Annotated in this window: 26 protein-coding genes; 13 read left to right on the top strand and 13 right to left on the bottom strand. The window is 69.6% G+C overall.

Annotated features, from left to right (window positions below):
- Window position 1: 1 nt before the first annotated feature.
- Genes FVQ89_RS06755 through FVQ89_RS06745 form a run of 3 tightly spaced genes read right to left on the bottom strand, consistent with a single transcriptional unit; the run spans window position 2 to window position 3,494 of the window.
- On the bottom strand, window positions 2–1,138 hold the full coding sequence (locus FVQ89_RS06755) for a hypothetical protein (RefSeq protein WP_147901072.1): 1,137 nt from the start codon (window positions 1,136–1,138) through the stop codon (window positions 2–4).
- Window positions 1,122–2,420 (bottom strand): sensor histidine kinase, encoded by a 1,299-nt coding sequence (locus tag FVQ89_RS06750; protein WP_147901071.1) that lies wholly within the window; start codon window positions 2,418–2,420, stop codon window positions 1,122–1,124. Before FVQ89_RS06750 ends, FVQ89_RS06755 begins: the two co-directional genes overlap by 17 nt.
- A 6-nt stretch (window positions 2,421–2,426) precedes the next feature.
- The gene (locus FVQ89_RS06745; RefSeq protein WP_255513512.1) at window positions 2,427–3,494 is read right to left on the bottom strand and encodes a 4-hydroxy-3-methylbut-2-enyl diphosphate reductase; all 1,068 of its coding nucleotides are present in this window, start codon (window positions 3,492–3,494) and stop codon (window positions 2,427–2,429) included.
- A 72-nt stretch (window positions 3,495–3,566) separates the two neighbouring features.
- Between FVQ89_RS06745 and xseA the strand changes: the two genes are divergently transcribed.
- From xseA to FVQ89_RS06720, 5 genes are read left to right on the top strand one after another with little or no spacing between them, the layout of a single operon-like run.
- A complete protein-coding gene (gene xseA, locus FVQ89_RS06740) occupies window positions 3,567–4,769 on the top strand; it encodes an exodeoxyribonuclease VII large subunit (protein ID WP_147901070.1) in 1,203 nt (400 codons plus the stop codon).
- 10 nt (window positions 4,770–4,779) lie between these two features.
- The gene (locus FVQ89_RS06735) at window positions 4,780–5,001 is read left to right on the top strand and encodes an exodeoxyribonuclease VII small subunit (RefSeq protein ID WP_147901069.1); all 222 of its coding nucleotides are present in this window, start codon (window positions 4,780–4,782) and stop codon (window positions 4,999–5,001) included.
- Window positions 4,998–5,648 carry a DUF4245 domain-containing protein gene (locus tag FVQ89_RS06730; protein ID WP_187264939.1) on the top strand — a complete coding sequence of 217 codons (651 nt, stop codon included), beginning with the start codon at window positions 4,998–5,000 and terminating at the stop codon, window positions 5,646–5,648. Before FVQ89_RS06735 ends, FVQ89_RS06730 begins: the two co-directional genes overlap by 4 nt.
- Window positions 5,645–6,277, top strand: a complete 633-nt coding sequence (locus FVQ89_RS06725) for a carbonic anhydrase (RefSeq protein WP_222706050.1) — start codon at window positions 5,645–5,647, stop codon at window positions 6,275–6,277. Before FVQ89_RS06730 ends, FVQ89_RS06725 begins: the two co-directional genes overlap by 4 nt.
- A gap of 36 nt (window positions 6,278–6,313) precedes the next feature.
- Window positions 6,314–7,711 carry an aspartate ammonia-lyase gene (locus FVQ89_RS06720; protein ID WP_147901067.1) on the top strand — a complete coding sequence of 466 codons (1,398 nt, stop codon included), beginning with the start codon at window positions 6,314–6,316 and terminating at the stop codon, window positions 7,709–7,711.
- Between the two features lie 78 nt (window positions 7,712–7,789).
- On the opposite strand, the gene FVQ89_RS06715 is transcribed toward FVQ89_RS06720, so the two are convergent.
- The 3 genes from FVQ89_RS06715 to FVQ89_RS06705 all read right to left on the bottom strand — a co-directional run bounded on the left by FVQ89_RS06715 (window position 7,790) and on the right by FVQ89_RS06705 (window position 11,303).
- Window positions 7,790–9,145, bottom strand: a complete 1,356-nt coding sequence (locus tag FVQ89_RS06715; RefSeq protein WP_255513462.1) for a PhoH family protein — start codon at window positions 9,143–9,145, stop codon at window positions 7,790–7,792.
- A 251-nt stretch (window positions 9,146–9,396) separates the two neighbouring features.
- Entirely contained in the window at window positions 9,397–10,512 is a 1,116-nt protein-coding gene (locus tag FVQ89_RS06710; RefSeq protein WP_147901066.1) for an aminotransferase class V-fold PLP-dependent enzyme, read from the bottom strand.
- A 5-nt stretch (window positions 10,513–10,517) separates the two neighbouring features.
- Window positions 10,518–11,303 carry an isoprenyl transferase gene (locus FVQ89_RS06705; RefSeq protein WP_147901065.1) on the bottom strand — a complete coding sequence of 262 codons (786 nt, stop codon included), beginning with the start codon at window positions 11,301–11,303 and terminating at the stop codon, window positions 10,518–10,520.
- A 109-nt stretch (window positions 11,304–11,412) separates the two neighbouring features.
- Here FVQ89_RS06705 and FVQ89_RS06700 point away from each other — a divergent pair, with 109 nt between their 5' ends.
- Window positions 11,413–12,207: a hemolysin III family protein gene (locus FVQ89_RS06700; RefSeq protein WP_147901064.1), complete on the top strand. Its 795-nt coding sequence runs from the start codon at window positions 11,413–11,415 to the stop codon at window positions 12,205–12,207.
- Here the strand turns inward: FVQ89_RS06700 and FVQ89_RS06695 are convergent.
- Window positions 12,204–12,461, bottom strand: coding sequence for a hypothetical protein (locus FVQ89_RS06695; protein WP_147901063.1), 258 nt, complete (start codon window positions 12,459–12,461; stop codon window positions 12,204–12,206). The genes FVQ89_RS06700 and FVQ89_RS06695 overlap by 4 nt on opposite strands.
- Window positions 12,462–12,520: 59 nt before the next feature.
- On the opposite strand from FVQ89_RS06695, the gene FVQ89_RS06690 reads away from it, so the two are divergent.
- Window positions 12,521–12,919, top strand: a complete 399-nt coding sequence (locus FVQ89_RS06690) for a DUF4307 domain-containing protein (RefSeq protein WP_147901062.1) — start codon at window positions 12,521–12,523, stop codon at window positions 12,917–12,919.
- 106 nt (window positions 12,920–13,025) lie between these two features.
- On the top strand, window positions 13,026–13,511 hold the full coding sequence (gene greA, locus FVQ89_RS06685; RefSeq protein WP_147901061.1) for a transcription elongation factor GreA: 486 nt from the start codon (window positions 13,026–13,028) through the stop codon (window positions 13,509–13,511).
- Window positions 13,512–13,529: 18 nt separating this feature from the next.
- On the opposite strand, the gene FVQ89_RS06680 is transcribed toward greA, so the two are convergent.
- From FVQ89_RS06680 to FVQ89_RS06665, 4 genes are all read right to left on the bottom strand, one after another.
- Entirely contained in the window at window positions 13,530–13,943 is a 414-nt protein-coding gene (locus FVQ89_RS06680; protein ID WP_147901060.1) for a helix-turn-helix transcriptional regulator, read from the bottom strand.
- Window positions 13,940–14,599, bottom strand: a complete 660-nt coding sequence (locus tag FVQ89_RS06675) for an SRPBCC family protein (RefSeq protein WP_147901059.1) — start codon at window positions 14,597–14,599, stop codon at window positions 13,940–13,942. The genes FVQ89_RS06680 and FVQ89_RS06675 overlap by 4 nt, the downstream gene beginning before the upstream one ends.
- Window positions 14,600–14,665: 66 nt before the next feature.
- Window positions 14,666–15,940 carry a threonine ammonia-lyase gene (gene ilvA, locus FVQ89_RS06670; protein WP_147901541.1) on the bottom strand — a complete coding sequence of 425 codons (1,275 nt, stop codon included), beginning with the start codon at window positions 15,938–15,940 and terminating at the stop codon, window positions 14,666–14,668.
- Window positions 15,897–17,090 (bottom strand): AI-2E family transporter, encoded by a 1,194-nt coding sequence (locus FVQ89_RS06665; protein WP_147901058.1) that lies wholly within the window; start codon window positions 17,088–17,090, stop codon window positions 15,897–15,899. The genes ilvA and FVQ89_RS06665 overlap by 44 nt, the downstream gene beginning before the upstream one ends.
- A gap of 170 nt (window positions 17,091–17,260) precedes the next feature.
- Here FVQ89_RS06665 and FVQ89_RS06660 point away from each other — a divergent pair, with 170 nt between their 5' ends.
- From FVQ89_RS06660 to FVQ89_RS06640, 5 genes are read left to right on the top strand one after another with little or no spacing between them, the layout of a single operon-like run.
- On the top strand, window positions 17,261–18,394 hold the full coding sequence (locus tag FVQ89_RS06660; RefSeq protein WP_147901057.1) for an ABC transporter substrate-binding protein: 1,134 nt from the start codon (window positions 17,261–17,263) through the stop codon (window positions 18,392–18,394).
- Window positions 18,391–19,299: an ABC transporter permease subunit gene (locus FVQ89_RS06655; RefSeq protein ID WP_147901056.1), complete on the top strand. Its 909-nt coding sequence runs from the start codon at window positions 18,391–18,393 to the stop codon at window positions 19,297–19,299. Before FVQ89_RS06660 ends, FVQ89_RS06655 begins: the two co-directional genes overlap by 4 nt.
- Window positions 19,296–20,090 (top strand): ABC transporter permease, encoded by a 795-nt coding sequence (locus FVQ89_RS06650; protein ID WP_147901055.1) that lies wholly within the window; start codon window positions 19,296–19,298, stop codon window positions 20,088–20,090. The genes FVQ89_RS06655 and FVQ89_RS06650 overlap by 4 nt, the downstream gene beginning before the upstream one ends.
- Entirely contained in the window at window positions 20,087–21,184 is a 1,098-nt protein-coding gene (locus tag FVQ89_RS06645) for an ABC transporter ATP-binding protein (protein ID WP_147901054.1), read from the top strand. The genes FVQ89_RS06650 and FVQ89_RS06645 overlap by 4 nt, the downstream gene beginning before the upstream one ends.
- Window positions 21,185–21,216: 32 nt before the next feature.
- Window positions 21,217–22,422: a winged helix-turn-helix domain-containing protein gene (locus tag FVQ89_RS06640; RefSeq protein ID WP_147901053.1), complete on the top strand. Its 1,206-nt coding sequence runs from the start codon at window positions 21,217–21,219 to the stop codon at window positions 22,420–22,422.
- 34 nt (window positions 22,423–22,456) lie between these two features.
- On the opposite strand, the gene FVQ89_RS06635 is transcribed toward FVQ89_RS06640, so the two are convergent.
- Together FVQ89_RS06635 and FVQ89_RS06630 are read right to left on the bottom strand one after the other, a co-directional pair.
- Complete coding sequence (locus FVQ89_RS06635; protein ID WP_147901052.1) at window positions 22,457–23,347, bottom strand: M48 family metallopeptidase; 891 nt, start codon at window positions 23,345–23,347, stop codon at window positions 22,457–22,459.
- A 46-nt stretch (window positions 23,348–23,393) separates the two neighbouring features.
- Window positions 23,394–23,957: a LemA family protein gene (locus FVQ89_RS06630; protein WP_147901051.1), complete on the bottom strand. Its 564-nt coding sequence runs from the start codon at window positions 23,955–23,957 to the stop codon at window positions 23,394–23,396.
- Window positions 23,958–23,964: the final 7 nt, after the last annotated feature.

Raw genomic sequence — 23,964 nt, 5'->3', positions numbered from 1 at the left:
ATCACGGCCGGTCGGCCGGGGGCACCCGGAACGACAGCCGCGAGCGTTCCAGACGAACGTCGGCGACCTCGCCTCGCAAATTGAAGTAGTACGGCGCAAGGTGCCGGACCTTGCGGCCTTCGGGCTGGTCGGCGTCGAACGAGATCGCGATCGCGGTCGAGCCGTCGCTCTGCGCGCGTAGCTCGATGAGGATCGACGCGGCATCCACCGCGGAGTCGTTCAGAATGGCGTTCACCAGATCGCGGATCGCGGTCCTCTGCGCCGGTCGGAGCACATCCGCACGCCGATCCGGATCGATCACGACGACCCGGCGATCGTCAGCCGGGAGGCCGATCCAGGCCAGGTCGGTGCGGGAGACAAGGTCGTCGCGGAGGTAGCGTGCGATCTCACCTGCAACGGCCCGATCCAACGGTTCCACCGTTCCCCGCCTCGCGATCGTCCTGAGGAACGGCACGGCTCGGGCCGTGAGGCGGGCGAGGTTCGTGCGTTCGGTCTCCTCGTCGTCCGGGTGCGGCTCGAGGACCGTCGAGATCACCTCGCGGGAGCGGTTGTCGACGATCGGCAGCATGGCGCTCACGGTCGTCGCGGAGAAGACCGTGATCATCAACGTGCTCGTGAGGACGGGGAGCGCGACGATGATCAACGTCGTCACCGGCCCCCACATCGGCACCGACGAATCGATGATCACGAAGGCGATCGGCACCGACGTCGCAAGAACCGCACCACCCGTGATCGCCAGCGGGACCGCCGGAAGGTAGGGCGCGAGCGTCGCGAGAGTGATTCCGAGGCTGAAGGGCGCCCACCACAGTTCGACGGAGAAGTCCGATCCGGCGTAGCCGATCGCCGACACCACGAGTCCCGCCCCGCCGAGCACCACGACCACGGCAGCGATCAGCACGCCGGCGCGAACCGGGCTGCGCGTGAGAATGTGCACGAGGAGGCACGCGAGGACGCACAGTCCGACAGCCGCGAACTGCAGGAGCGGGTGCGCGGTCTGTCCCCAGGTGAGCGCCGCGAGAAGCCCGCCATACACGAGCACGAACAGTCCGAAGACGACGGGAACGTACGGTCCGATGAACCAGCTCGTCGGGTCCAGGTCCCGCGGCGCGACCGCGAAGAGCTTACGACGGGTCGGCATGATCGCCCCTCTGATGGTCGGGGGGATCCGGGGGTGCGAGCACCTCGAACACGGGCGCCGTGATCAGCACGGTCGTACCGGAGCCGGGCGACGACCAGATCCGGGCCGAGCCGCCCACCGCCGTCATCCGGGCCACGATCGATCCCCGCACCCCGAGCCGTGCGGGATCGACGGCGCTCGTGTCGAAACCGCGGCCCTGATCGGTGATGATGAAGGTCACATCCGAGGCGCGGTAGACCACCTCGATGTCGGCCGAGTTGGTGCCCGAATGGCGCAGGATGTTCTCCAAAGCGGCTCGGATGGCCCCCAGCAGCGCGTCCGCCACCTCGGGCGAATACGAGTAGATCGCCCCTCGGGCGCCGGTCACTCCGACGTTCAAGCCTCTCCAGCGGAACTCGCTCGTCATCTCTGTGAGGGCGTTGCGGATTCGGGCCTGCGCTTCATCGTGGACCGCGACGGTCTGAGTGGTACGCGCCCAATCGGGACCCTCGAGCGTCTCCAGGTCGTCGGTGAGTCGATTGCGAGCGCGCTCGTCGAGCACATCCGGTCCGTTCATCACGACGGTCAGGTCGTTGAGCACGGTGTCGTGCACGAGCGCGGTCGAACGTTGGGCGAGGTTCGCGCTCGCCGACCGCCGGAGGGTCGCGGCCTCGAGCTCCTCGAACCCGGGCAGCCGCCGACGCTGCCGCGCCTGGATCGCGAACAGGGTCGAGTAGAGCACCGCCGAGAGGGCGAGGATCATCGCGGGGCCCCAGCCGGGATTGAAAGGCGTTCCGGTGATGATCGCGGACAGTACGGAGACGGCGGTCGCGACGGCGAAGCCGGTGGCGGCCCAGAGGATCGACCCGGCAGCCGACGTGGTGACGACCCCGATCGTGACGAGAGCCAGCGTCGGTCGATTGAGGACGAACGCCGGACCGTCTCCCATGCTGGGGATGTTCTGCAGAAGGCTCACCTCATAGACGAGGGCAGCTGCGCCCGCGATCACCAGATACGCGACGGTGACCGCGGTGGTCGTCCACCGCAGTGCGACCGCGATGAGTGCCAGCATGACGAACAGCATCGCCAAGGGGACCGGGATCGCGTCCAGTGCGTCCTTCATCAGGAGGTTCTCGACGAGGACCGGAATCGCGAGAACGACCATGAGGGCCCCTGCCGACCACGCGACCCTCGCGGTGCTCCCCGTGATGACCCGCGCGGCGACCTCGCGGGGCAGCAGCGTCGCCCGCACGCGGAAGAGCTTGGACGTGCGTGGTCCGATCCAGCCCGAGACGCGCGCCACCCCTGATCAGCTCCGCGCGCGCCCGCCGAGCGCTCGGGCATCCGCGGCACCCGAGGCATCGCGGCGCAGTTCCTTGGGGAGCGAGAACATAAGGTCCTCCTCCGCCGTACGCACCTCTTCGATGTCGCGGTAGCCGGCATCGGCGAGGTCCGCGATGACCTCCTGCACGAGCACCTCGGGGACCGATGCACCGCTCGTCACGCCCACCGTCGCGACACCGTCGAGCCACGACTGCTGGATCTCGCTCGCGTAGTCGATCCGGTATGCGGCCTTCGCGCCGTGCTCGAGAGCGACCTCGACGAGACGCACCGAGTTGGAGGAGTTCGCCGAGCCGACGACGATCACGAGGTCAGCCCCCGGCGCGACCTTCTTGATCGCGACCTGGCGATTCTGCGTCGCGTAGCAGATGTCGTCGGACGGCGGATCCTGCAGCTTCGGGAAGCGCTCGCGCAGGCGCCGCACGGTCTCCATGGTCTCGTCGACCGAGAGCGTGGTCTGCGAGATCCAGACGAGGTTGTCGGGATCATCGACCTCGATCGTGTCGACGTCGTCGGGCGAATTCACGAGGATCGTGCGATCCGGCGCGTGCCCCATCGTGCCCTCCACCTCTTCGTGCCCGGCGTGGCCGATGAGGAGGATCTGCAGGTCCTGCTTCGAGAAGCGCGTCGCCTCGCGGTGCACCTTGGTGACGAGCGGGCAGGTCGCGTCGATCGCGAGGAGCTCGCGGTCGGCCGCCGCCTGCACGACCATCGGCGAGACGCCATGTGCCGAGAAGACGAGGTGGGATCCTGCGGGCACCTCGTCGACCTCGTCGACGAAGATCGCGCCGCGGCGCTCCAGCTCGCTCACGACGTGGATGTTGTGGACGATCTGCTTGCGCACGTAGACCGGAGCGCCGAAGTTCTCGAGCGCCTTCTCGACCGCGATCACCGCGCGATCGACACCCGCGCAGTATCCGCGGGGGGCCGCGAGCAGCACGCGCTTCGGACGGTCGACCGGCTCGTCGCGCAGACGACCGCGCTGCGCGGGGACGCGCGGGGCCTCGAGGGTCGTCCCCAGGGCTCCATTCGTGATTGCGCTCACACCCCGAGTCTACGGGCCGGGGTCCGCGCGCCGCGGGTCGGCGGCATCCCGTAGCCTGTCCGGATGAGCGAGCCCGGGGCACCGACGGCCGAGTCTCCGTGGCCGGTCGCGACGCTCTCCACCAAGATCAAGGGCTACATCGATCGGCTCGGATCGGTGTGGGTCGAGGGTGAGCTGACGCAGTGGAACCTCGCCCGCGGGGTGGTCTACGCCAAGCTCAAGGACCTCGAGCAAGACGCCACGGTATCGCTGACCGTATGGTCGTCGACCCTCCAGAGGCTCACCGAGACCTTCGCACAGGGCGATCGGGTGGTCGCCCTCGTGAAGCCCGACTTCTGGATGCGCGGCGGCACGCTCTCGATGGTGGCCTCCGAGGTGCGGCACGCCGGCCTCGGTGATCTGCTCGCCCAGCTCGAACGGCTGAAGCGCACGCTGCAGGCGGAGGGGCTCTTCGCCGCCGAGCGCAAGAAGCCGCTCCCCTTCCTGCCGTCGTGCATCGGACTCGTCACGGGCAAGGACTCGGACGCCGAGAAGGACGTCCTGCGGAACGCGCAACTGCGCTGGCCCCAGGTCGCGTTCCGCGTGCGACACGCCGCCGTGCAAGGCGACCGGGCCGCGCGCGAGGTCGCCGCCGCGATCCGCGAACTCGACGCCGACCCCGAGGTCGACGTGATCATCGTCGCCCGGGGCGGGGGCGACTTCCAGAACCTCCTGGTCTTCAGCGACGAGCAGCTGGTGCGCACGGCAGCCGAGTGCACGACCCCGCTCGTCTCGGCCATCGGTCACGAGGCCGACAGCCCGCTGCTCGACCTCGTGGCTGATCTGCGCGCCTCGACCCCGACCGACGCCGCGAAGCGCGTCGTGCCCGACGTCGCCGAGGAGTTCGCACGGGTGCAGCAGGCGCGCGGACGCATGGCGATGCGGATGGCGTCGCTCGTCGGTGGCGAGATCGACCGCGTCGAAGCCCTGCGCTCGCGGCCCGTGCTGGCCGATCCGCAGACGATCGTGTCGAGTCGGCGGGACGACCTCATCCGTCTCGTGGATCGCGGATCGCAGTTGGCACAACTCGGGCTCGAACGCGCCGAGAACCGCACGCGCGAGCTCGCCTCCCAACTGCGCGCGCTCTCTCCGCAACGCACGCTCGACCGCGGCTACGCGGTGGTGCGCACGGGGGATGCGATCGTCCGCGACGCGGCGGCGGTCGCGTCCGGAGAGGCTCTCCACATCCGTCTCTCGTCCGGCGAACTGACCGCCACCGCCGAGTAGGCTGGAGGTCATGACCGACGCCACCCCCGCGGACGTCGCCTCCCTCAGCTACGAGGAGGCGCGCGACGAGCTCGTGCAGGTCGTGTCACGTCTCGAGCAGGGGGCGGCGACCCTCGAAGAGTCGCTCGCGCTCTGGGAACGGGGCGAGGCTCTCGCCCAGCGGTGCGAGGAGTGGCTCGCGGGAGCCAAGGCGCGCCTCGACGCGGCGCGCGCGGCGGCCGAGGAATCGTGAGCCCTCGGGAGTCGGGACGGGACGAGCACGGTCGTCCCATCGTGGCCGAGCTGGGCCGCGCCGAAACCCCGCAGGAGACCGCCGACCGCAAGGATGCGGCTCGCGAGAAGCGCCGCACGAACCAGACAGCCCTCAACCTCGGCATCGCGACCATCGTCTCGCTGCTCGCCGCGCTCATCCTGGTCTTCGCGGTGGGGTTGATCGACACCGGCTCCCGGATCGAGCCGGTCGACTACGTCGCCGAGGGAGCAGCCGCGCAGCAGGCGGTCGAGGTGCCGCTCGTCGTGCCCGAGCTTCCGGACGGCTGGGCAGCCAACCGCGCCACGCTCTCCACCGGATCCGACGGCGTGACCGTCTGGCAGATCGGATTCGTCACCCCCGAAGGCCGCTACCTCGCGATCGTGCAGGGCATCGACGCGAACGCGAGCTGGGTCGACGATCAGGTCCGCGGCGAGCCTGCTGACGGAGAGCGCACGATGGGTGGCATGCAATGGCAGGCTCACGACCGCCGCGACGCCGACGACATCGGGAATGTGGCGTACGCGCTCGTCGCAGAGGCGGGCACGTCGACCATCGTGATCGCCGGCACCGCCGACGATGAAGAATTCGAGGTGCTTGCGGGCGCCGTCGCGAAGGAGCTCGGATGAGCGATACGACCACCCGCCGCACCCCCGCTCAGGTGTGGCACGAGATGACCCGCGGCAATGAGCGCTTCGTGGCGGGCGCGCCGCAGCATCCGCGGCAAGATGTGGAGCGGCGTGCCGAGCTGGCCGCCGCTCAAGCCCCGGCCGCGGCGCTCTTCGGCTGCAGCGATTCGCGACTCGCGGCCGAGATCATCTTCGACAAGGGTCTCGGCGACCTGTTCGTCGTGCGCAACGCGGGCCAGGTGATCTCCGATTCCGTGATCGCCTCGCTCGAATACGCCGTGGCGGTTCTCGACACCCCGCTGATCGTGGTGCTCGCCCACGACGCGTGCGGTGCCGTGCAGGCCGCGATCGACCTCGACTCCCCGGACGCCCGCCCGCTCCCGCCGCACATCGCCGGGCATATCGCGGCGATCCGACCGGCCGTGCGCGCCGCGCCGTCACGCGATCCGGAGCACGTCGGCATCACCCACCTCGAGCGCACCGTGAGCGCGCTCGTCGCCCGCTCCGAGCTGATCACCGACGCCATCGCCGACGGTACGCTGGCTGTCGTCGGGGCGAACTACAAGCTCCTCGAGGGAACCGCCGTCCCCGCCGTCGTGGTGGGCGATGTCACCGGTCCCGAGGACTGACCCGGTCATCCCTCACCCGCACTGAAAGGCTTCACCATGGGCACCGACGCCGAGTTCCGCATCGAGCACGACACCATGGGGGAGGTGCGAGTTCCCGCCTCGGCGCTCTACCGCGCCCAGACCCAACGTGCGGTGGAGAACTTCCCGATCTCCGGCACGGGCCTCGAGGCGGCTCAGATCGTGGCCCTCGCCCGCATCAAGCGCTCGGCAGCGATCGTGAACGCCGAGCTGGGCGTTCTCGACCCGGCCATCGCCGACTCGATCGTGGCGGCAGCCGACGAAATCATCGCCGGGTCGCACCACGAGCACTTCCCGGTCGACACCTACCAGACCGGCTCGGGCACGAGCTCGAACATGAACATGAACGAGGTGCTGGCGACCCTCGCCACCGAGAAGCTCGGCTCATCTGTCCACCCCAACGACCACGTCAACGCGTCGCAGTCCTCCAACGACGTCTTCCCCACCTCGGTGCACGTCGCGGTGACGGGTGCGCTCATCGACGACCTCGTGCCCGCGCTCGACCACCTGGCGACCTCGCTCGAGACCAAGGCCGAGCTCTGGAAGGACGCCGTGAAGGCGGGGCGCACCCACCTGATGGACGCCACCCCGGTCACGCTCGGCCAGGAGTTCGGCGGGTACGCCCGGCAGATTCGGCTCGGAATCGAGCGCGTCGAGGCGGCCCTCCCCCGCGTCGCAGAGGTCCCGCTCGGCGGCACGGCCGTCGGCACGGGCATCAACACCCCCGCAGGCTTCCCGCAGAAGGTCATCGCCGAGCTCGCGTCCGCCTCCGGGCTGCCGGTCACCGAGGCGAAGGACCACTTCGAGGCGCAGGGCGCACGCGACGGGCTCGTGGAGGCATCCGGTGCGCTCCGCGTGATCGCCGTGTCGCTCACCAAGATCTGCAACGACCTGCGCTGGATGGGGTCCGGCCCGAACACGGGCCTCGGCGAACTGCGGATCCCCGACCTTCAGCCCGGCTCGTCGATCATGCCCGGCAAGGTGAACCCCGTGGTGCCGGAGGCGGTCATCATGGTCGGCGCGCGCGTGATCGGCAACGACGCGACCGTCGCCTGGGCGGGCGCCACCGGCAGCTTCGAGCTGAACGTCGCGATCCCCGTCATGGGCACCGCACTGCTCGAGTCCATCCGCCTGCTCGCGAACTCCACGCGTGTCCTCGCCGACAAGACCATCGACGGGCTCGAGGCCAACATCGAGCGCGCGGCGGCCCTCGCCGGCATGTCGCCGTCGATCGTGACGCCGCTCAACAAGCTCATCGGATACGAGAACGCCGCGAAGATCGCCAAGCACGCGGTCGCCCAGGGCATCACCGTGCGCGAGGCGACAATCGACCTCGGCTTCGTGGAGCGTGGCGAGCTGACGCTCGAGCAGCTCGACGCCTCGCTCGACGTGCTCTCGATGACTCACCCGGGCTGATCCCCGCAACCTGGGCGCCGGGTCCGCGTCGACGATCTCCTCGCGGACGCGGCCCGACGCCGCAGATGGCGGACGGGCTCAGGCGAGCTCGTTGGACTCCAGCAGCTCGGTGACGAGGGCGGCGATCGCCGACCGCTCGGACCGGGTGAGCGTGATGTGGCCGAAGAGCGAATTGCCCTTGAGGGTCTCGATCACCGACGCGACACCGTCGTGCCGACCCACCCGCAGGTTGTCGCGCTGGGCGACATCGTGGGTGAGGACGACGCGCGAGTTCTGCCCGATCCGCGAGAGCACGGTGAGCAGTACGTTGCGCTCGAGTGACTGGGCCTCGTCGACGATCACGAACGCGTCGTGCAGCGAACGGCCGCGGATGTGGGTGAGCGGCAGCACCTCGAGGATGCCCCGCTCGATCACCTCCTCGAGCACGTTCTCGGAGACGAGTGCACCGAGGGTGTCGAAGACGGCCTGACCCCAGGGGTTCATCTTCTCGGCCTGGTCGCCCGGCAGGTAGCCGAGCTCCTGACCACCGACCGCGTAGAGCGGGCGGAACACCATGATCTTGCGGTGCTGCTGCTTCTCGAGGACGGCTTCGAGGCCGGCGCACAGGGCGAGCGCCGACTTTCCGGTGCCCGCGCGCCCGCCGAGCGACACGATCCCCACCTCCGGGTCGAGAAGGAGGTCGATCGCGAGACGCTGCTCCGCGCTGCGGCCGTGTACGCCGAAGACGTCGCGGTCGCCGCGCACCAGTCGCACCTCGCCGCGGGAGGCGACGCGTCCGAGTGCCGATCCGCGCTCCGAGTGCAGGATGAGGCTCGTGTTGACCGGCAGATCCTGGACGGCGCGGGATGCCAGCGTCTCGGTGTCGTACAGCTGAGCCATCTGCTCGCTGGAGATCTCGAGGTCGGCGAGGCCCGTCCATCCGGAGTCGACGGCGAGCTCAGCCCGGTACTCCTCCGCCGCGAGACCGATGGACGCGGCCTTGACGCGGAGCGGGAGATCCTTCGAGACGACGACGACATCGAGTCCGTCGGCGGCGAGGTTCATCGCCACCGCGAGGATGCGCGAGTCGTTGTCGCCGAGCTGGAGGCCCGAGGGCAGCACGGACATGTTGGAGTGATTGAGCTCGACCCGCAGCGAACCCCCGGCGTCGCCCACGGCGATCGGGAAGTCGAGGCGTTCGTGTTCGACGCGCAGGTCGTCGAGCAGTCGGAGCGCTTGGCGTGCGAAGTACCCGATCTCGGGGTCGTTGCGCTTGGATTCGAGTTCGGTGACCACGACGACCGGGAGCACGACAGCGTGCTCCGCGAATCGGAACATCGCGCTGGGATCGCTCAGCAGCACGGAGGTGTCGAGCACGTATGTGCGCTCCCCCTGCGTGCGTTCCTGAACTGCGACGGTCGTGGACTTCTGCTGGGGCTTGTCGAGCGCGGGCACTCCCACTCCATCCCCGGGTGGGAGGCCACCCGGATCCTGTCGCGGATCGGCCAGGGGCTCATCGGTGCGAACTTGTGTGGCCGCTCCGATCAGACACGGTGTCTGATGTCCCGACGCTAAGCCCGGCCGCCGGGAACGCCCGGCCGCGACACGCGCCGGTCTGTGTTACGTCTCCGTGAACTCTCCAGACCGGTGCCTGAGGGGTCGCAAACTGCGCGAAACACGCCGTGTCTCGGACAGTTTGCGACCCCTCAGGCAGTGGCGAAGGAGAGAAGCGCCGAGCGGAGCATCGCGACGCTCTCGGCATCCGTGGACGCGTGAGGCGACAGCCGCACCGTGCCACCACGCACTGTGGCGCTCACGCCGTGGTTGTGCAGAGCGGCCGCGAGCGCCGTCAGCTGATCGGCATCCGGCTCGATCACTACGATGCCCGCACGCTCAGCCTCTGCGCGCGGCGAGACCACCGGCAGAGCGAACTCGTCCGCCGCGTCGATCACCTCACCCACGAGCGACGCGATCCGAGCACGGATCGCCGCGACGCCGACCTCGGCGATCTCCTCGAGCGCTCCCGCGAAGCGCGCCATAGCGATCGGATCCGGGTTCGACACCGCGAACGCCCGGGCGTCGCTCGCAGGCGGCAGCACCTCGTCGAGCGGCATGCCGTCGGCCTCCGTGCCCGTGAACCCCGACCACACCGGCGTGAGGCGCTCGAGCGCGCGATCCGAGAGGGCGAGGAATCCGGTGCCCCACCCGGCGCGCACCCACTTCTGGCCCCCGGCGGCCACGACATCGGCGACCTCGTAGGGCGCCTCGACCACCCCGAACCCCTGGATCGCGTCGACGATCAGCAAGCGGTCGCCGATCACCTGCCGGATGCCCTCGAGGTCCACCAGATGCCCCGTGCGGAAATCGACGAGGCTCACCGCGACCGCAGCGGTCGACGCGTCGAGCTGGTCGCGGATGTTCCCCGGCGTGACGCGACCGTGGTCGGTCTCGAGCCACTGAGGTGCCACGACGCCCAGGGCCTCCTGCGCCCGCACCGCGGCGAACGGCAGCGACGGGAACTCGGCAGGCGACAGCGCGACGTTGCCGGTGAGCCCGAAGAGGGCGTGCATGAGGCCCTGGCTCGTGTTGGGCTGGAACGAGATCTGCTCCGGGTGGAATCCGGTGAGAGCCGCGACCGCGGAGCGCACGCGCCCCGGCTGCTCGAAGAACGGCGCGAACGAACCGAACCGCCCACCGGCGAGGATCGTGTGGAACGCCTCCGCCTCGGCGCGCGCGGTGTCTCCGATGGGACCGGCTGCCGCGAAGTCGAGATAGCCGGGCTCCTCGTGGAACCGGGCCGCGTAATCGTCGATGCTCGTCATGGTGCTCACTGTCCGAATCGGCGGTGACGGTTCGCGTAGGCGCGCACCGCTCGCAGGAAGTCGACCGCGCGGAGGTCGGGGCCGAGCGCCTCCACGAAGTAGAACTCGCTGTGCGCCGACTGCCACAGCATGAAGTCCGACAACCTCTGCTCGCCGGAGGTGCGGATGATGAGGTCGGGATCCGGCTGCCCCTGCGTGTAGAGGTGCTCGCCGATCAGCTCGGGGGTGAGGATCTCGGCGAGCTCCTCGACGGTGCCACCCGAGGCGCCGTGGGTGCGCACGATGCTGCGCATGGCATCCGCGATCTCACGGCGGCCGCCGTATCCGACCGCGAGGTTGACGTGCAGGCCCGAATTGCCCGAGGTGCGCTCCTGCGCGGCGCGGAGGGAGGCGGCGAGCCCCTCGGGGAGTCCCTCCGTGGTTCCGACGTGCTGGATGCGCCAGTCGGCCGCGTGGGAGAGGTCGTCGGCGAGGTCGGCGATGATCTCGAACAGCTGGTCGAGCTCGTCGCTCGATCGCCCCTGGAGGTTGTCGGTGGAGAGCAGGTAGATCGTGACCACGCGGATGCCGAGCTCGTCGCACCACGCGAGGAACTCGCGCATCTTCTCGGCGCCCGCCCGGTGTCCGTGCGCGGCCGTCTCGAGGGCGCGCTCCCGAGCCCAGCGGCGGTTGCCGTCGATGATCATCGCGACATGGTGCGGGAGGGGCGCGCCGTGCAGCTGGCGCCGGAGGCGGGCCTGGTAGAGGCCGTAGAGGAATCCCGTGCCCCCGGGTCCCTCGGTCTGCGTCACGGAGCTACGGTAGCCGACCCGGCTAGGTGCGCGGTGCGCACCGGTGCGCGAACTGTGCGTTGCCGACAGTTCTCAGCCGGTACAGAAGCGCGCGGTCTACCATCGCGACATGAGCGGCCGAGCGGACCCGACCCAGACGCCCCACGAGCCAGCCGAGGCGCTGGCCGACGACGCCTCGCAGGCGGAGGCGGAAGCGTCGCGCGAACCCGCTGCGGGCCTGCCGAACCTGCCACTCCTCGAGGACGAACTCGATCATCCGGCGATCGAGAAGAAGCCGACCTGGCGCGGATGGCTGCACGCCGGTACCTTCCCGGTCGCCATCGCGGGCGGCGTGCTGCTCATCACGCTTGCCGACGGCGCCCCCGCCAAGTGGGCGTCAGCGGTGTTCATGGCGAGCTCGCTCCTCCTCTTCGGCATCTCGGCCACGTATCACCGCTTCAACTGGTCGCCGAACGTCAAGGCGGTGTTCCGTCGCCTCGACCACTCGAACATCTTCCTGCTCATCGCCGGTACCTACACGCCACTCGCAGTCTGTGCGCTTCCCACCGATAAGGCGGTCGTGCTGCTGTCGATCGTGTGGGGCGGGGCGCTGCTCGGGATCGGATTCCGTATCTTCTGGCTGAAGGCGCCACGCTGGCTCTACGTGCCGCTCTACGTGGCTCTCGGCTGGGCAGCGATGATGTACGTCGTCGATCTCGTGCAGGCGAACGTCGCGATGATGGTGCTCGTGCTGGTCGGTGGGGTCGCCTACACGGTCGGCGCCGTGTTCTACGCGCTGAAGCGCCCCAATCCCGTGCCCGGCGTCTTCGGATTCCACGAGCTGTTCCACGCCTGCACGGTCATCGCGTTCCTCTGCCACTGGACGGCGATCCTGCTCATCGTGATGAACCCGGTCGCGGTCTAGACGGAGCTTGTATCGTCCTGCGGATCGCCGCCGGCCTGCTCGCTCGCCGCGGCCTCTTCGGCATCCAGCCGCTCCGCGATCTCGGCGCGGTACCGCACGCGGCGCGTCCGCCGATTCATGTCGACGAGGATCAGGATCGTGGCGACGATGAGCCCGAGCGTCACGAAGAACCCGACAACACCCGGGGTGACAAGATTCGGATCGAACGGGGTGGGAGTCGGGGTCGGGGTCGCCGCCCGGAGGATCTGCAGCACTGTCGCCCTTCCGCGAACCGAATAGCCTGGTTCCAGGGTAAACCGCCCCGAGGAGGGTCATGACCGCGAGCGAGCTCGACACCCGGTACGGGCGCAGTCCCGCCCGGCGCGCACGGACGCGTGCGGTCGCGATCCTCGCCGCGATCGGGGTCACCGTGGTGGTCATCGCATGGGTGGTGTGGGTCGGCCTTCTCGGCCCCGGCGCATCCCTCGAGACGAAGGATGTCGGCTTCGAGACCCTCTCGGACACCTCGGTCGAGGTGCGCTGGCAGCTGACGGCCCCGGCCGAGTCGGATGTGACGTGCGCGATCAAGGCGGTGAGCGAGAAGCACGCGGTGATCGGCTGGAAGATCGTCGAGGTGCCTGCCTCACCCGAGACCACGCGGATGCTGAGCGAGACGCTGCGCACGAGCGAGCCGTCGGTCGGTGGTTCGGTGTTCCGCTGCTGGCTCGTCTGAGTCCACAGGCCAGGTGCGGGGATCGGCCGAATGGCCTACCATTGCCGGAACACATCCCCTGCTGAGACCGGCCTGGTGCCGGTCTCGATTGTTTGTGAGGAGCACTATGCCCGACACCACGACCTGGCTGACTCAGGAGTCGTACGACCGTCTCGCGGCTGAGCTGGCCGAACTCGAGGGCCCGGCGCGCGTGGATATCGCCAAGAAGATCGAGGCGGCACGCGAGGAGGGCGACCTCAAGGAGAACGGCGGCTACCACGCCGCCAAGGACGAGCAGGGCAAGATCGAGGCCCGCATCCGGCAGCTCACGCAGCTGCTGCGTTCCGCCACTGTCGGCGAGGCGCCGGAATCCGACGGCACCGTCATGCCGGGCATGCTCGTGACCGCCAAGATCGCCGGCGACGAGTCGGTGTTCCTCCTCGGCAACCGCGAGATCGCTGCCGACGCGGAGGACCTCGACGTGTATCCGGAGTCGAGCCCGATCGGTCAGGCGATCATCGGCTTGGCAGTCGGAGAGTCGACGACCTACACGGCACCCAACGGGCGCGACATCACGGTCGAGATCGTCGGCGTGGAGACCTTCCGGGGCTGATCCAGCCGAGCCACCGCGTCATGCGGTGTCGCGACGCTCCGGGCGCGGCGCCTCGTCTGTGACGGTCGGCACAGCGTTCCGGCGTTCGCGCGCGCCACGCGCGATCTCGGTGCTGAGGGCGTCGAGGGGATTCGCGAGGCTCGTGAGCGGATCGGCGACCAGCGCGTCGAGCCACTCCCGGGCGGCGACTATCGCAGCGGCATCGAGAGCGTAGAACCTGCGGGTGCCCTCGGCTCGCACCGACAGCACGCCCGCCTCCCGGAGCACCTTGAGATGCTGCGACACGGACGGCTGCGAGATCGGATGGAGCCTCTGCACGCCCTCGACGACGGCGCCGGCTGGCTGCTCGCCGGCCGCCACGAGGCGCACGATGACGCGACGCACCGGATCGCCGAGCGCCTCGAACACGACCTCGGATGCGGGAGCGCTCACTCCGGGGCGTCCGTGCCCTCGGGCAGGGTCGTGTAGAACGCATACGCCCGATCGCCCGCCTCACGCATCGCCTCGGGGTCTTCTCCCCCGGAGATCGCAGCCTCCGTCCACCCGTCCGAGGCGGCGCGGTGGAAGACCCGCCCCTCGTCCGTGAAGGGGAACGCGGCCACGTCGGACGGATCGGCTGACGTGCCGCTCTCGAGGTAGAGGCCGAGCCCCATGAGCGCTCCGTCCCACCCGATGCCCACGGCACCGGGCCCGAACGTGGACCAGAACCCCGGGTCGACGGACGCCTCGTGCTCAAGCTGCATCACTGTGCCGCGCTCGGCGGGCTCTAGGGTCACAGCAACCCACGACACCTGACCCATGGCCTCCCAGGTGAGCGAGAACCGGTGGGGGGCGTCGCAGCTCTCGATCGTCCCGGAGGCATTCCCGGTGAGCGCATAGCGGCCGCCGGGGGTGAGCTCTCCCGAGATCGGCAGGAACCACCGTGGGATGCGCTCGGGATCCGTGAGTGCGTTCCACAGGTCCGCGATGTCGGTCGCGTACTCGCGGCGCGCGACCACGATGCGGGTGGGGACGCCGTCGCGCTCGCCCGCCCTCAGCTCACGTGAGACGAGGCCGGCGATGCCGAGCGGATCCGAGATGAGTGCCATGCGAAACCCTTCTATAGGTTTCCGCTTATATTAGGGACGCCCCCGGCGCTCCGCAAGCCCGACGGCTCACACCGTGCCGTCGACGCGGGGGCTGTAGCCCGCTTCACGCAACCGGCGCAGCACGAGCTCCGCATGCTCGGAGCCGCGAGTCTCCATGTGGATCTCGATCTCGACCTCGCTGATCTGCAGACCGATGCCGTGCCGCGTGTGCAGCACCTCGACCACGTTCGCATTCGCCTCCGCGATGAGCTCGGCGATCCGCGCGAGCTGACCCGGGCGATCCGGCAGCGGGATGTTGACCTTGAGGTAGCGCTGCGACGCGGCCAAGCCGCGGCTGATGACGCGCTCCATGACCATCGGGTCGATGTTGCCCCCGCTGAGCATGACGACCGTGGGCCCCTCCACCTCGATGCGTCCGGTGAGCATCGCGGCGACGCCGACGGCGCCCGCGGGCTCGACGACGAGCTTCGCCCGCTCCAGCAGCACCACGAGAGCACGGGCCGTGTCGTCATCGTGGACCGTGACCACCTGATCGACGGCCTCGCGAATGATTGCGAAGTTCAGCTCCCCGGGGCGCCCGACCGCGATCCCATCGGCGATCGTGGGTGCCGTCGCGACGGCCACCGGCTCGCCGGCCGCAAGCGAGTGAGTAAACGACGCGGCGTTCTCGGCCTGGACACCGATCACGCGCACCCGCCGCCCGAGCTCCGGTTCGAGCTGCGCGAAGGCGGATGCGATGCCCGAGATGAGCCCGCCTCCCCCGATCGGCACGATGACGTTCGCCACATCGGGCAACTGCTCGAGGATCTCGAGCGCGAGGCCACCCTGCCCGGCGACGATGTCCGGGTGATCGAAAGGAGGGATCAGCACCGCTCCGGTCCGCTCCGCGAACTCGGCCGCGGCTTGCAGCGTCTCATCCACCACGTGGCCGTGCAGCACGACATCCGCACCGTAGTTGCGCGTCGCCTGCAGCTTCGGCAGGGCGACGCCGATCGGCATGAAGATCGTCGCGTGGATGCCGAGCTCGCGCGCGGCGAGCGCCACCCCCTGCGCGTGGTTGCCGGCCGAGGCCGCCACGACGCCGCGCTCACGCTCTTCGGCACTCAGCTGGGAGAGACGGTTATACGCGCCACGGATCTTGTACGACCCGGTGCGCTGCAGATTCTCGGCCTTGAGGTGCACCGGAGCGCCGAGAACATCGGAGAGAAAGCGCGACTCCTCCAGGGGAGTCACGACCGCGACCGCGGAGGCGCGCTCCCGGGCGGCGCGGATCTCGGCGAGCGAGGGTCCGGGGAGCTCAGCTGTCACGTGCCGCTGCGCCTCTCCGGGAGGGGAGCACATCAGCCGCACGCGGATGCGGGTTCGTGCGCCAGTCGCCACGGGCGATGTAGACGACGATCGCGTTCACGGTCGCCGTGAGCGGCACCGCGAACAGGGCGCCCGGAATGCCCGCCAAGAAGCCGCCCGCCCCGACGACGATCACGACCGCCAACGGGTGCACCTTCACGGCGTTGCCCACGAGGAACGGCTGCAAGACGTGCCCCTCGAGCTGCTGGACGCCGATCACGATGAGCAGCATCACGAACGCCTGCCACGGGCCCATGAAGACGAGCGCGATGAACACCGCGAGCGCACCCGACACCACGGCGCCGACCACGGGGATGAATGAACCGAGGAAGACGAGGATCGCGATCGGCACGACGAGCGGGAAGCCGTCGTAGAACAGTCCCAGGATGAACGCGCCGAGGCCGATCCCGACGGCGTCGATGAAGGCCACGAGCACCTGCACGCGTACGAAGTTCGAGAGCGTGATCCATCCGGCCTCGCCGCCGCCCACGATCGCGGAACGAGCCCGACGCGGGAAGAGGCGGACGATCCACATCCAGATGCCACGCCCGTCGATGAGGATGAACAGCGTCGCGAAGAGCACGAGGAGGAAGCCGGCGAGGAAGTGGCCGACGCTCGAGCCCACCGAGAGGGCTCCCGACCAGAGCGAGCTGGTGTCCTCGCGCAGAGAGGTGAGGAACCCCTCCGCCCACGCGTTGATGTCGATCTCGGAGAGGTGCAGCGGCGAGGTCAGCAGCCAGTCCTTCAGCTCCTCCCAGCGCACGAGCGTCTGATCGACGAGAGCCGGGTAGCCGCTCACGACGGTGCTCACGGTGAGCCAGATGAGCCCGCCGAGGACGGCCAGGATCCCGACCTCGGACACCGCCACCGCGAGCCACTTCGGCCATCGGTGCCGTTGCAGCCAGTTCGAGAACGGGACGAGAAGCGCCGCGAGAAGCAACGCCACGAGGAGGGGGACGACGATGAGGCGCAGCTGGATGATCAGGAAGACGAACACGGCGAGGACGCCCGCGACGACGAGCAGCCGCCACGACCACGCTGCCGCGATCCGCATGCCGGGCGGCACCGCATCGGCTACCCGGGCATCCGCCTGACGGCGCGCCTCCTCGTCGCGAGCACGTTCGCTGCGGAATCCGAGGACCATCCCTCAAGTCTAGGCACCCGTGTATTCCCCGGCGGGTGCGTGGTAGCGCTCCCACCTCGTTACCGAGGCAGCACGTTCCGTTCACCGGGAGCCGACCTGATGGACACCGCGCGTGCATACCGTCGGCCCATCGCGCCCCGGCGCGTCATCACCGAGAGGACAGCATCCCCATGACCACCCTTCTCCCCATCCGTCACCGCATCGCGGGTGTCGCCGTGCTCGCTGCGGCGGCCGTCGTGCTCGCCGGCTGCGCGGGCGACTCCACCACCGGATCCGATTCGGACGACGTCGCGGCCACCGCGACGAGCCTCACCGACTTCGGCACGCTCGCCGACCTCGAGACCGCCGCGAAGGCGGAGGGCGCACTCAACGTCATCGCGCTCCCGCACGACTGGGCGAACTACGGCGCGATCATCGAGGCGTTCAAGGCCAAGTACCCCGAGATCACCGTCAACGAGGCCTCCCCCGACATCTCGAGCGCCGAGGAGATCCAGGCCGCGCAGACCAACGCGGGGCTCGACACCGCGCCCGACGTCTTCGACATCGGACTGACCGTGGCCCTCCAGAACACCGACCAGTTCGCGCCCTACCAGGTGGCGACGTGGGGTGACATCCCGGATGCACTCAAGGAGTCCACGGGTCTGTTCGTGGGTGACTACGGCGGGTACATGTCGATCGGCTACGACTCCTCGAAGTACGCCGAGCCGGCCGACCTCGACGCGCTCCTCGGTTCCGACTACAAGGCAGCTGTCGCGATCAACGGCGACCCCACGCAGGCGGGTGCGGCCTTCGCCGCCGTCGGCCTCGCGACGGTGCAGTCGGGCGGAACGCTCGACGACTTCACTCCCGGCATCGACTTCTTCAGCGAGCTGAACAAGGCCGGCAACATGCTGAAGGTCGACGTGACGAGCGCGACCGTCGCGAGCGGTGAGACCCCCGTCGTCTTCGACTGGGACTACCTCAACGCAGCGCACGTCGCCGACAACGCGGACTGGAAGATCCGCATCCTCCCGGGAACGGGCTACGCGGCGTACTACAACCAGGCCATCAACGTCGACGCTCCGCACCCGGCCGCCGCGCGCCTGTGGCAGGAGTTCCTGTACAGCGACGAGGCGCAGAACCTCTGGCTGCAGGGCGGCGCACGCCCCGCGCGCATGGAGGCGATGATCGACGCCGGCACCATCGACGCGGATGCCGCGGCCCTGCTGCCCGAGGCGCCCGAGACGGTGGTCGTGCCGACCGAGGCGCAGTCGACCGACGCCGGCACCCTGCTCGGCGAGAAGTGGGCGGCCGCGGTCCAGTGACCTCGCCCACCTCGCACACCCTCGGCGGGGCGGAGCTCGACGCTCCGCTCCGCCGGGGTGCGCCCCGTATCCCCGCGGCGATCGGCCTCGTGCCGTTCGCCGCCTACCTGCTGCTCTTCCTCGCCCTGCCGACGGTGCTGGCGCTCGCCTCCGGACTCTTCGACAAGAGCGGCACGTTCACACTCGACAACATCGCCGCGCTCGGCGACCCCGTGATCCTCACGACCTTCGCGAACTCCGCCTGGCTGTCGGCGCTCACCGCGATCATCGGAGCGGTGGTCGGCGCCCTCGTCTGCTACGCCCTCCTCGGGATGCGCGAGACCGGCGCCGTCCGTACCGCGGTCGACGCCGCCGCGGGCGTCTTCGCCCAGTTCGGCGGGGTCATGCTCGCCTTTGCGTTCATCGCGACGATCGGACTGCAGGGCGTCGTCACCCAGCTGCTGCTCGGCGCGGGGATCGACATCTTCGCCTCCGGCCCCTGGATCTACGAGCTGCCCGGTCTGATCCTCCCGTACGTGTTCTTCCAGATCCCGCTGATGGTGATCACCTTCATGCCGGCCCTCAGCGCGCTGAAACCGCAGTGGGCCGAGGCGAACCTCACCCTCGGCGGCACATCGGCCTCCTTCTGGATGCGCATCGGAGTTCCGGTGCTCTCCCCCGCGTTCCTCGCGTGCACGCTGCTGCTGTTCGCGAACGCGTTCTCCTCGTACGCGACCGCCGCCGCGCTCGCGAGCCAGGGGTCGCAGATCGTGCCGCTGCAGATCCGCACCGCGCTCACGAGCGAGACGGTGCTCGGGCGCGAGAACCTCGCCGGAGCGCTCGCGCTCGGCATGATCGTCGTCGTCGGAGTGGTCATGGGGCTGTACTCGCTCATCCAGCGCCGAGCCGCGAGGTGGCAGGGATGAACCGCCTCGCTCCATCGCGCGCCACGCGCCTCGTCATCGGCATCCTCGTGGGTGCGTTCTTCGTGATCCCGATGCTGTCGACGTTCCTCTACACGCTGCGCGACGGCGACGGCTTCTCGCTCGTGCACTGGGCCGCTCTCGCCGACCCGGAGAAGGCATCCGCCTATGCGCCGATCTGGGTCGGGCTCGGCAACTCCTTGGTGCTCGCGGTCGTGACCGTCGCGATCGTGCTGTTCCTGCTCGCCCCGACCATGATCCTCGTGCACCTGCGGTTCCCGCGGCTGCGGCCCGGGTTCGAGTTCCTCGTGCTGCTGCCGATCTCGATCCCCGCGATCGTGCTCGTCGTCGGACTCGCCCCCATCTACCGCGAGATCGGGCGGATGCTCGGCACCGGCGCCTGGACGCTCGCCTTCGCGTACGGCATCACCGTGCTGCCGTTCGCCTACCGGGCGATCCAGGCCTCGATCGACGCGGTCGACATCCGCACCCTGAGTGAGGCCGCCCGCTCGCTCGGCGCCGGATGGGGTGCCGTCGTCGTGCGCGTGATCGCACCCAACCTGCGCCCCGGGCTGCTCGCAGCATCGCTCATCTCGGTGGCCGTCGTGCTCGGCGAGTTCACGATCGCGTCGCTGCTGAACCGTCAGGTGTTCCAGACCGCGCTCGTCGTCGTGAAGAACACCGACGGATACGCGGCCGCCGTGTTCACCCTGCTCGCGCTCGCGTTCGCCTTCGTGCTGCTCATCGTCATCGGACTCGCGGGCCGCATCCGCGTCGGAAAGGCCGAATCATGACCTCCCCCATCCCCGTGCGGCCCCTGCCTCGCACTTCCGAGAACTCGCTGCTCGCCGACGCCGGATCGGGCACGCGTGTCGAGTTCCGTGGCATCGTGAAGGACTACGGGGCGACCCGCGTGCTGCACGGCCTCGACCTCGACATCGCCCCGGGCGAGTTCGTGTCGCTGCTCGGTCCCTCCGGGTGCGGCAAGACGACTGCGCTGCGAGTGCTCGCCGGGCTCGAGCAGGCGACCGACGGCGTCGTCATGCTCGGCGGCACCGACGTGTCGGCCGTGCCGACCAACAAGCGCGATATCGGCATGGTGTTCCAGTCGTACTCGCTCTTCCCGCACCTGCGGGTGATCGACAACACCGCGTTCGGGCTGCTGCGTCGCAAGGTGGCGAAGCCCGAGGCCGTGCGGCGCAGCCACGATGCCCTCGCGCTCGTCGGGCTCGACCACCTCGCCGACCGCTTCCCGCATCAGCTCTCGGGCGGCCAGCAGCAGCGCGTCGCTCTCGCACGAGCGCTCGTGACCGAGCCGCGGGTGCTGCTGCTCGACGAGCCGCTCTCGGCCCTCGACGCGAAGGTGCGCGTGCAGCTGCGCGACGAGATCCGCCGCATCCAGCTGCGCCTCGGCATCACGACCGTATTCGTGACGCACGACCAGGAGGAGGCGCTCGCCGTCTCGGACCGGATCGCCGTGATGAACGCGGGCCGCATCGAGCAGATCGGCACCCCCGAAGAGCTCTACCTGCATCCCGCGACCCCGGGTGTCGCAGCCTTCGTTGGGCTCTCGAGCCTCGTCTCGGGGGTCGCCGAGGGGTCGAGCGTGCGCGTGTGGGGTGAGGTGCTCCCCCTCGCAGGAGACGCGATGACGGGCGACGTCGAGGTGTTCGTGCGCCCGGAGAACGTGCGGCTCGTCGCGGCGGACGGCGTCGAGGCGACCGTGCTCGAGAGCACCTTCCTCGGATCGTTCCGCCGCACGCTGGTGCGCACCGCCGACGGCACGCACGTGCGGGTGCAGCACCCGGCATCCGAGCGCGTGGAGTTCGACGACCGCGTGCGGATCGCGATCGATCCCGAGCCGGTGTCGGTGCGTCCCACCGCATGAGCGGGGTCGGACGCTCGGGCTAGGGTGCTCGGGTGGCCGACTCCGTCTCCCCCGCCGCCGCCCGCCGCATCGCGCTCGCCGCGCAGGGCTTCGGGCGGCCTCGGCCCGCAGCCGTCGGCACGCGCCAGCTGAACCTGCTGCTCGACCGCATCCGGCTGCTGCAGCTCGACTCGGTCAACGTGCTCGAGCGCAGCCACTACCTGCCGGTGTTCGCGCGGCTCGGCGGCTACGACAAGACGCTGCTCGACCGGCTGACCTTCGCGCGGCGCGGCCCGTACCGGGAGTATTGGGCGCACGAGGCGGCGCTCATCCCGCTCGAGGACTGGCCGCTGTTCCGCTTCCGCATGCAGGACTACCGCGACTACTTCCACCGCGTCGACGACGCGTGGCTCTCAGCGCACGGCGACACCCTCGCGTGGCTGCGCGCCGAGCTCGCCGCGAAGGGCCCCCTCCCGGCCTCGAAGATCGAGCGCGACGCGAGCTCGCCCCGCCGGGGCAGCTGGTGGGAATGGGACGAGGTGAAGCGCGGACTCGAGCGGATGTTCCGGCTCGGGGAGGTCGTCTCGGCGGGACGCAGCGGTTTCGAGCGCACCTACGCGCTGCCCGAGCAGGTGATGCCCGCATCCGTGATCGAGCGCGAGGTGCCGCGTGCGGACGCGGTGCACGCGCTCATGGCCAGCTCCGCCGAGGCGCACGGCATCGGGACGCTCTCGGATCTCGCTGACTACTACCGCCTCAAGGTCGCCGATGCGAAGCCTGCGCTTGAGCGGCTCGTCGATGAGGGCGTCGTCCGTCGCGTCTCGGTCGACGGGTGGAACCGACCCGCCTTCCTGCACCGCGACGCGCGCATCCCCCGCCGCATCGAGACGACCGCACTGCTGTCTCCGTTCGACCCTGTGGTGTGGGAGCGGGATCGGGCGCTCCGGATGTTCGGATTCCACTACCGGATCGAGATCTACACACCCGCGCCGAAGCGCGTGTACGGCTACTACACCCTGCCGGTGCTCGTCGACGATCGGCTGGTCGGGCGGATCGACCTCAAGAACGACCGCAAGCGCGGCGTGCTGCGGGTGCAGTCGGCGTGGCGCGAGCCCGGCGCACCGGCTGCGATCGCGGAGCGGATCGTGCCCGCCCTCCGCGAGCTGGCCGCGTGGCAGGGGCTCGCCGAGCTCGAAGTGGTCGACCGCGGCGATCTCGCGCGTGCGGTCGCCGCGGAGGCCGGGGTCGCGCTCGTCTGAGGTGGGCGCGCGGTCAGACGGCGCCCGCGACGACTCAGAAGCGGTCGGCGCTCTGGCGCAGCCGGGCGATGCGGTCGTCGAGCGGCGGGTGCGTCGCGAACAGGCGCTGCATGAATCCGGGCTTATTCGGATCCGAGATCCACAGGTGCGACATCGAGGTGTTGGTGCGGCGCACCGGGCGCCCGTAGGCCTTCAGCTTCTCGAGCGCGCGGGCGAGGCCCTCGGGGTAACGCGTGGTGAGCGCGCCCGTCGCATCCGCGAGGTACTCGCGCTGCCGCGACACGGCCGCCTGAACGACCGCGGCGAGCAGCGGGGCGATGATCGCCGCGACGAGGCCGATCACGAGGAAGACGATCGCGGCCGGACCGCCGTTGTTGCTGCCACGGCCGCGCCCGCCGAAGATCGTGACGCGCAGCGCGATGTCGGCGATGAGTCCGACCGCCACCACGAGTCCGAAGACGATGAGCGAAACCCGGATGTCGTAGTTCTTCACGTGCCCGAGCTCGTGAGCCATGACGCCCTCGAGCTCCTGGTCGTCCATGATCTCGAGCAGCCCGGTGGTCGCCGCGACGACCGCGTGCTCGGGGTCTCGGCCCGTCGCGAAGGCGTTCGGTGCCGGATCGGAGATCACGTAGACCTTCGGCATCGGCATCCCCTCAGCGATCGCGAGGTTCTCGACCGTGCGGTACAGCCGTGGGTTGTCGGCGCGGCCGATCTGCACGGCGCCCGTGAGCGCCAGGGTCTCGCTCGTCGCGGCGAAGTACTGGATCAGCGCGTACACCGCGGCGATTACGAGTGTCATGACCGCGATCCACCACTCCCCCGTGAGCCACGCGGTGAGCGCGCCGAGGGCACCGATGATCACCAGGAACAGCACGATGATGATGACGGTGTTGAGCTTGTTCTTCGCGATGGCGGAGTACATGGCGACGATCCGGGTCGAGGTCGGGAGAGGGAGGAGTCGGCGCGCGTCAGAACTGGACGCGCGGCGGCTCGGAGATCGCGGCCGGCTCCGAGACCTCGAAGAACTCGCGCTCGGTGAAGCCGAGCCCGCGCACGAAGAGCGTGTTGGGGAACAGCTTGATGCGCGTGTTCAGCTCGCGCACGCCGCCGTTGTAGAACCGGCGAGCCGCCTGGATCTTGTCCTCGGTGTCGACGAGCTCCGACTGCAGCTGCAGGAAGTTCTGGCTCGCCTGCAGCTGCGGATACGCCTCGGCGACGGCGAATACCGACTTGAGGGCCGACTGCAGGTGGTTCTCGGCGGCGGACGCCTCGGCCGGGGTCTGCGCGCTGAGGGTCTCGGCACGCGCCTTCGTGACCTCCTCGAACACGCCCTTCTCGTGCGAGGCGTAGCCCTTGACCGTCTCGATGAGGTTCGGGATCAGATCGGCTCGGCGCTTGAGCTGGACGGTGATGTCGCTCCACGCCTCGTCGACACGCACCTTGAGCTTGACGAGCCCGTTGTAGGTCGACCACAGGTAGATGCCGACGATGAGGACGACCGCCACGACGATGCCGAGAATGATCCATTCCATAGCGGCA

Source organism: Homoserinibacter sp. GY 40078 (genome assembly GCF_008017545.1).
GTDB lineage: Bacteria > Actinomycetota > Actinomycetes > Actinomycetales > Microbacteriaceae > Homoserinibacter.
Note: the sequence above shows the minus strand (reverse complement) of the source record. Positions and strands in the feature narration are given on the sequence as shown.

What these genes read in the sequence shown, in the direction of transcription:
- FVQ89_RS06755 (WP_147901072.1), bottom strand. Translation starts at nt 1,138, where the DNA reads ATGCCGACCCGTCGTAAGCTCTTCGCGGTCGCGCCGCGGGACCTGGAC.
- xseA (WP_147901070.1), top strand. Translation starts at nt 3,567, where the DNA reads ATGAGCGAGCCCGGGGCACCGACGGCCGAGTCTCCGTGGCCGGTCGCG.
- FVQ89_RS06735 (WP_147901069.1), top strand. Translation starts at nt 4,780, where the DNA reads ATGACCGACGCCACCCCCGCGGACGTCGCCTCCCTCAGCTACGAGGAG.
- FVQ89_RS06725 (WP_222706050.1), top strand. Translation starts at nt 5,645, where the DNA reads ATGAGCGATACGACCACCCGCCGCACCCCCGCTCAGGTGTGGCACGAG.
- FVQ89_RS06720 (WP_147901067.1), top strand. Translation starts at nt 6,314, where the DNA reads ATGGGCACCGACGCCGAGTTCCGCATCGAGCACGACACCATGGGGGAG.
- FVQ89_RS06710 (WP_147901066.1), bottom strand. Translation starts at nt 10,512, where the DNA reads ATGACGAGCATCGACGATTACGCGGCCCGGTTCCACGAGGAGCCCGGC.
- FVQ89_RS06700 (WP_147901064.1), top strand. Translation starts at nt 11,413, where the DNA reads ATGAGCGGCCGAGCGGACCCGACCCAGACGCCCCACGAGCCAGCCGAG.
- FVQ89_RS06690 (WP_147901062.1), top strand. Translation starts at nt 12,521, where the DNA reads ATGACCGCGAGCGAGCTCGACACCCGGTACGGGCGCAGTCCCGCCCGG.
- greA (WP_147901061.1), top strand. Translation starts at nt 13,026, where the DNA reads ATGCCCGACACCACGACCTGGCTGACTCAGGAGTCGTACGACCGTCTC.
- FVQ89_RS06675 (WP_147901059.1), bottom strand. Translation starts at nt 14,599, where the DNA reads ATGGCACTCATCTCGGATCCGCTCGGCATCGCCGGCCTCGTCTCACGT.
- ilvA (WP_147901541.1), bottom strand. Translation starts at nt 15,940, where the DNA reads ATGTGCTCCCCTCCCGGAGAGGCGCAGCGGCACGTGACAGCTGAGCTC.
- FVQ89_RS06665 (WP_147901058.1), bottom strand. Translation starts at nt 17,090, where the DNA reads ATGGTCCTCGGATTCCGCAGCGAACGTGCTCGCGACGAGGAGGCGCGC.
- FVQ89_RS06660 (WP_147901057.1), top strand. Translation starts at nt 17,261, where the DNA reads ATGACCACCCTTCTCCCCATCCGTCACCGCATCGCGGGTGTCGCCGTG.
- FVQ89_RS06650 (WP_147901055.1), top strand. Translation starts at nt 19,296, where the DNA reads ATGAACCGCCTCGCTCCATCGCGCGCCACGCGCCTCGTCATCGGCATC.
- FVQ89_RS06645 (WP_147901054.1), top strand. Translation starts at nt 20,087, where the DNA reads ATGACCTCCCCCATCCCCGTGCGGCCCCTGCCTCGCACTTCCGAGAAC.
- FVQ89_RS06635 (WP_147901052.1), bottom strand. Translation starts at nt 23,347, where the DNA reads ATGTACTCCGCCATCGCGAAGAACAAGCTCAACACCGTCATCATCATC.
- FVQ89_RS06630 (WP_147901051.1), bottom strand. Translation starts at nt 23,957, where the DNA reads ATGGAATGGATCATTCTCGGCATCGTCGTGGCGGTCGTCCTCATCGTC.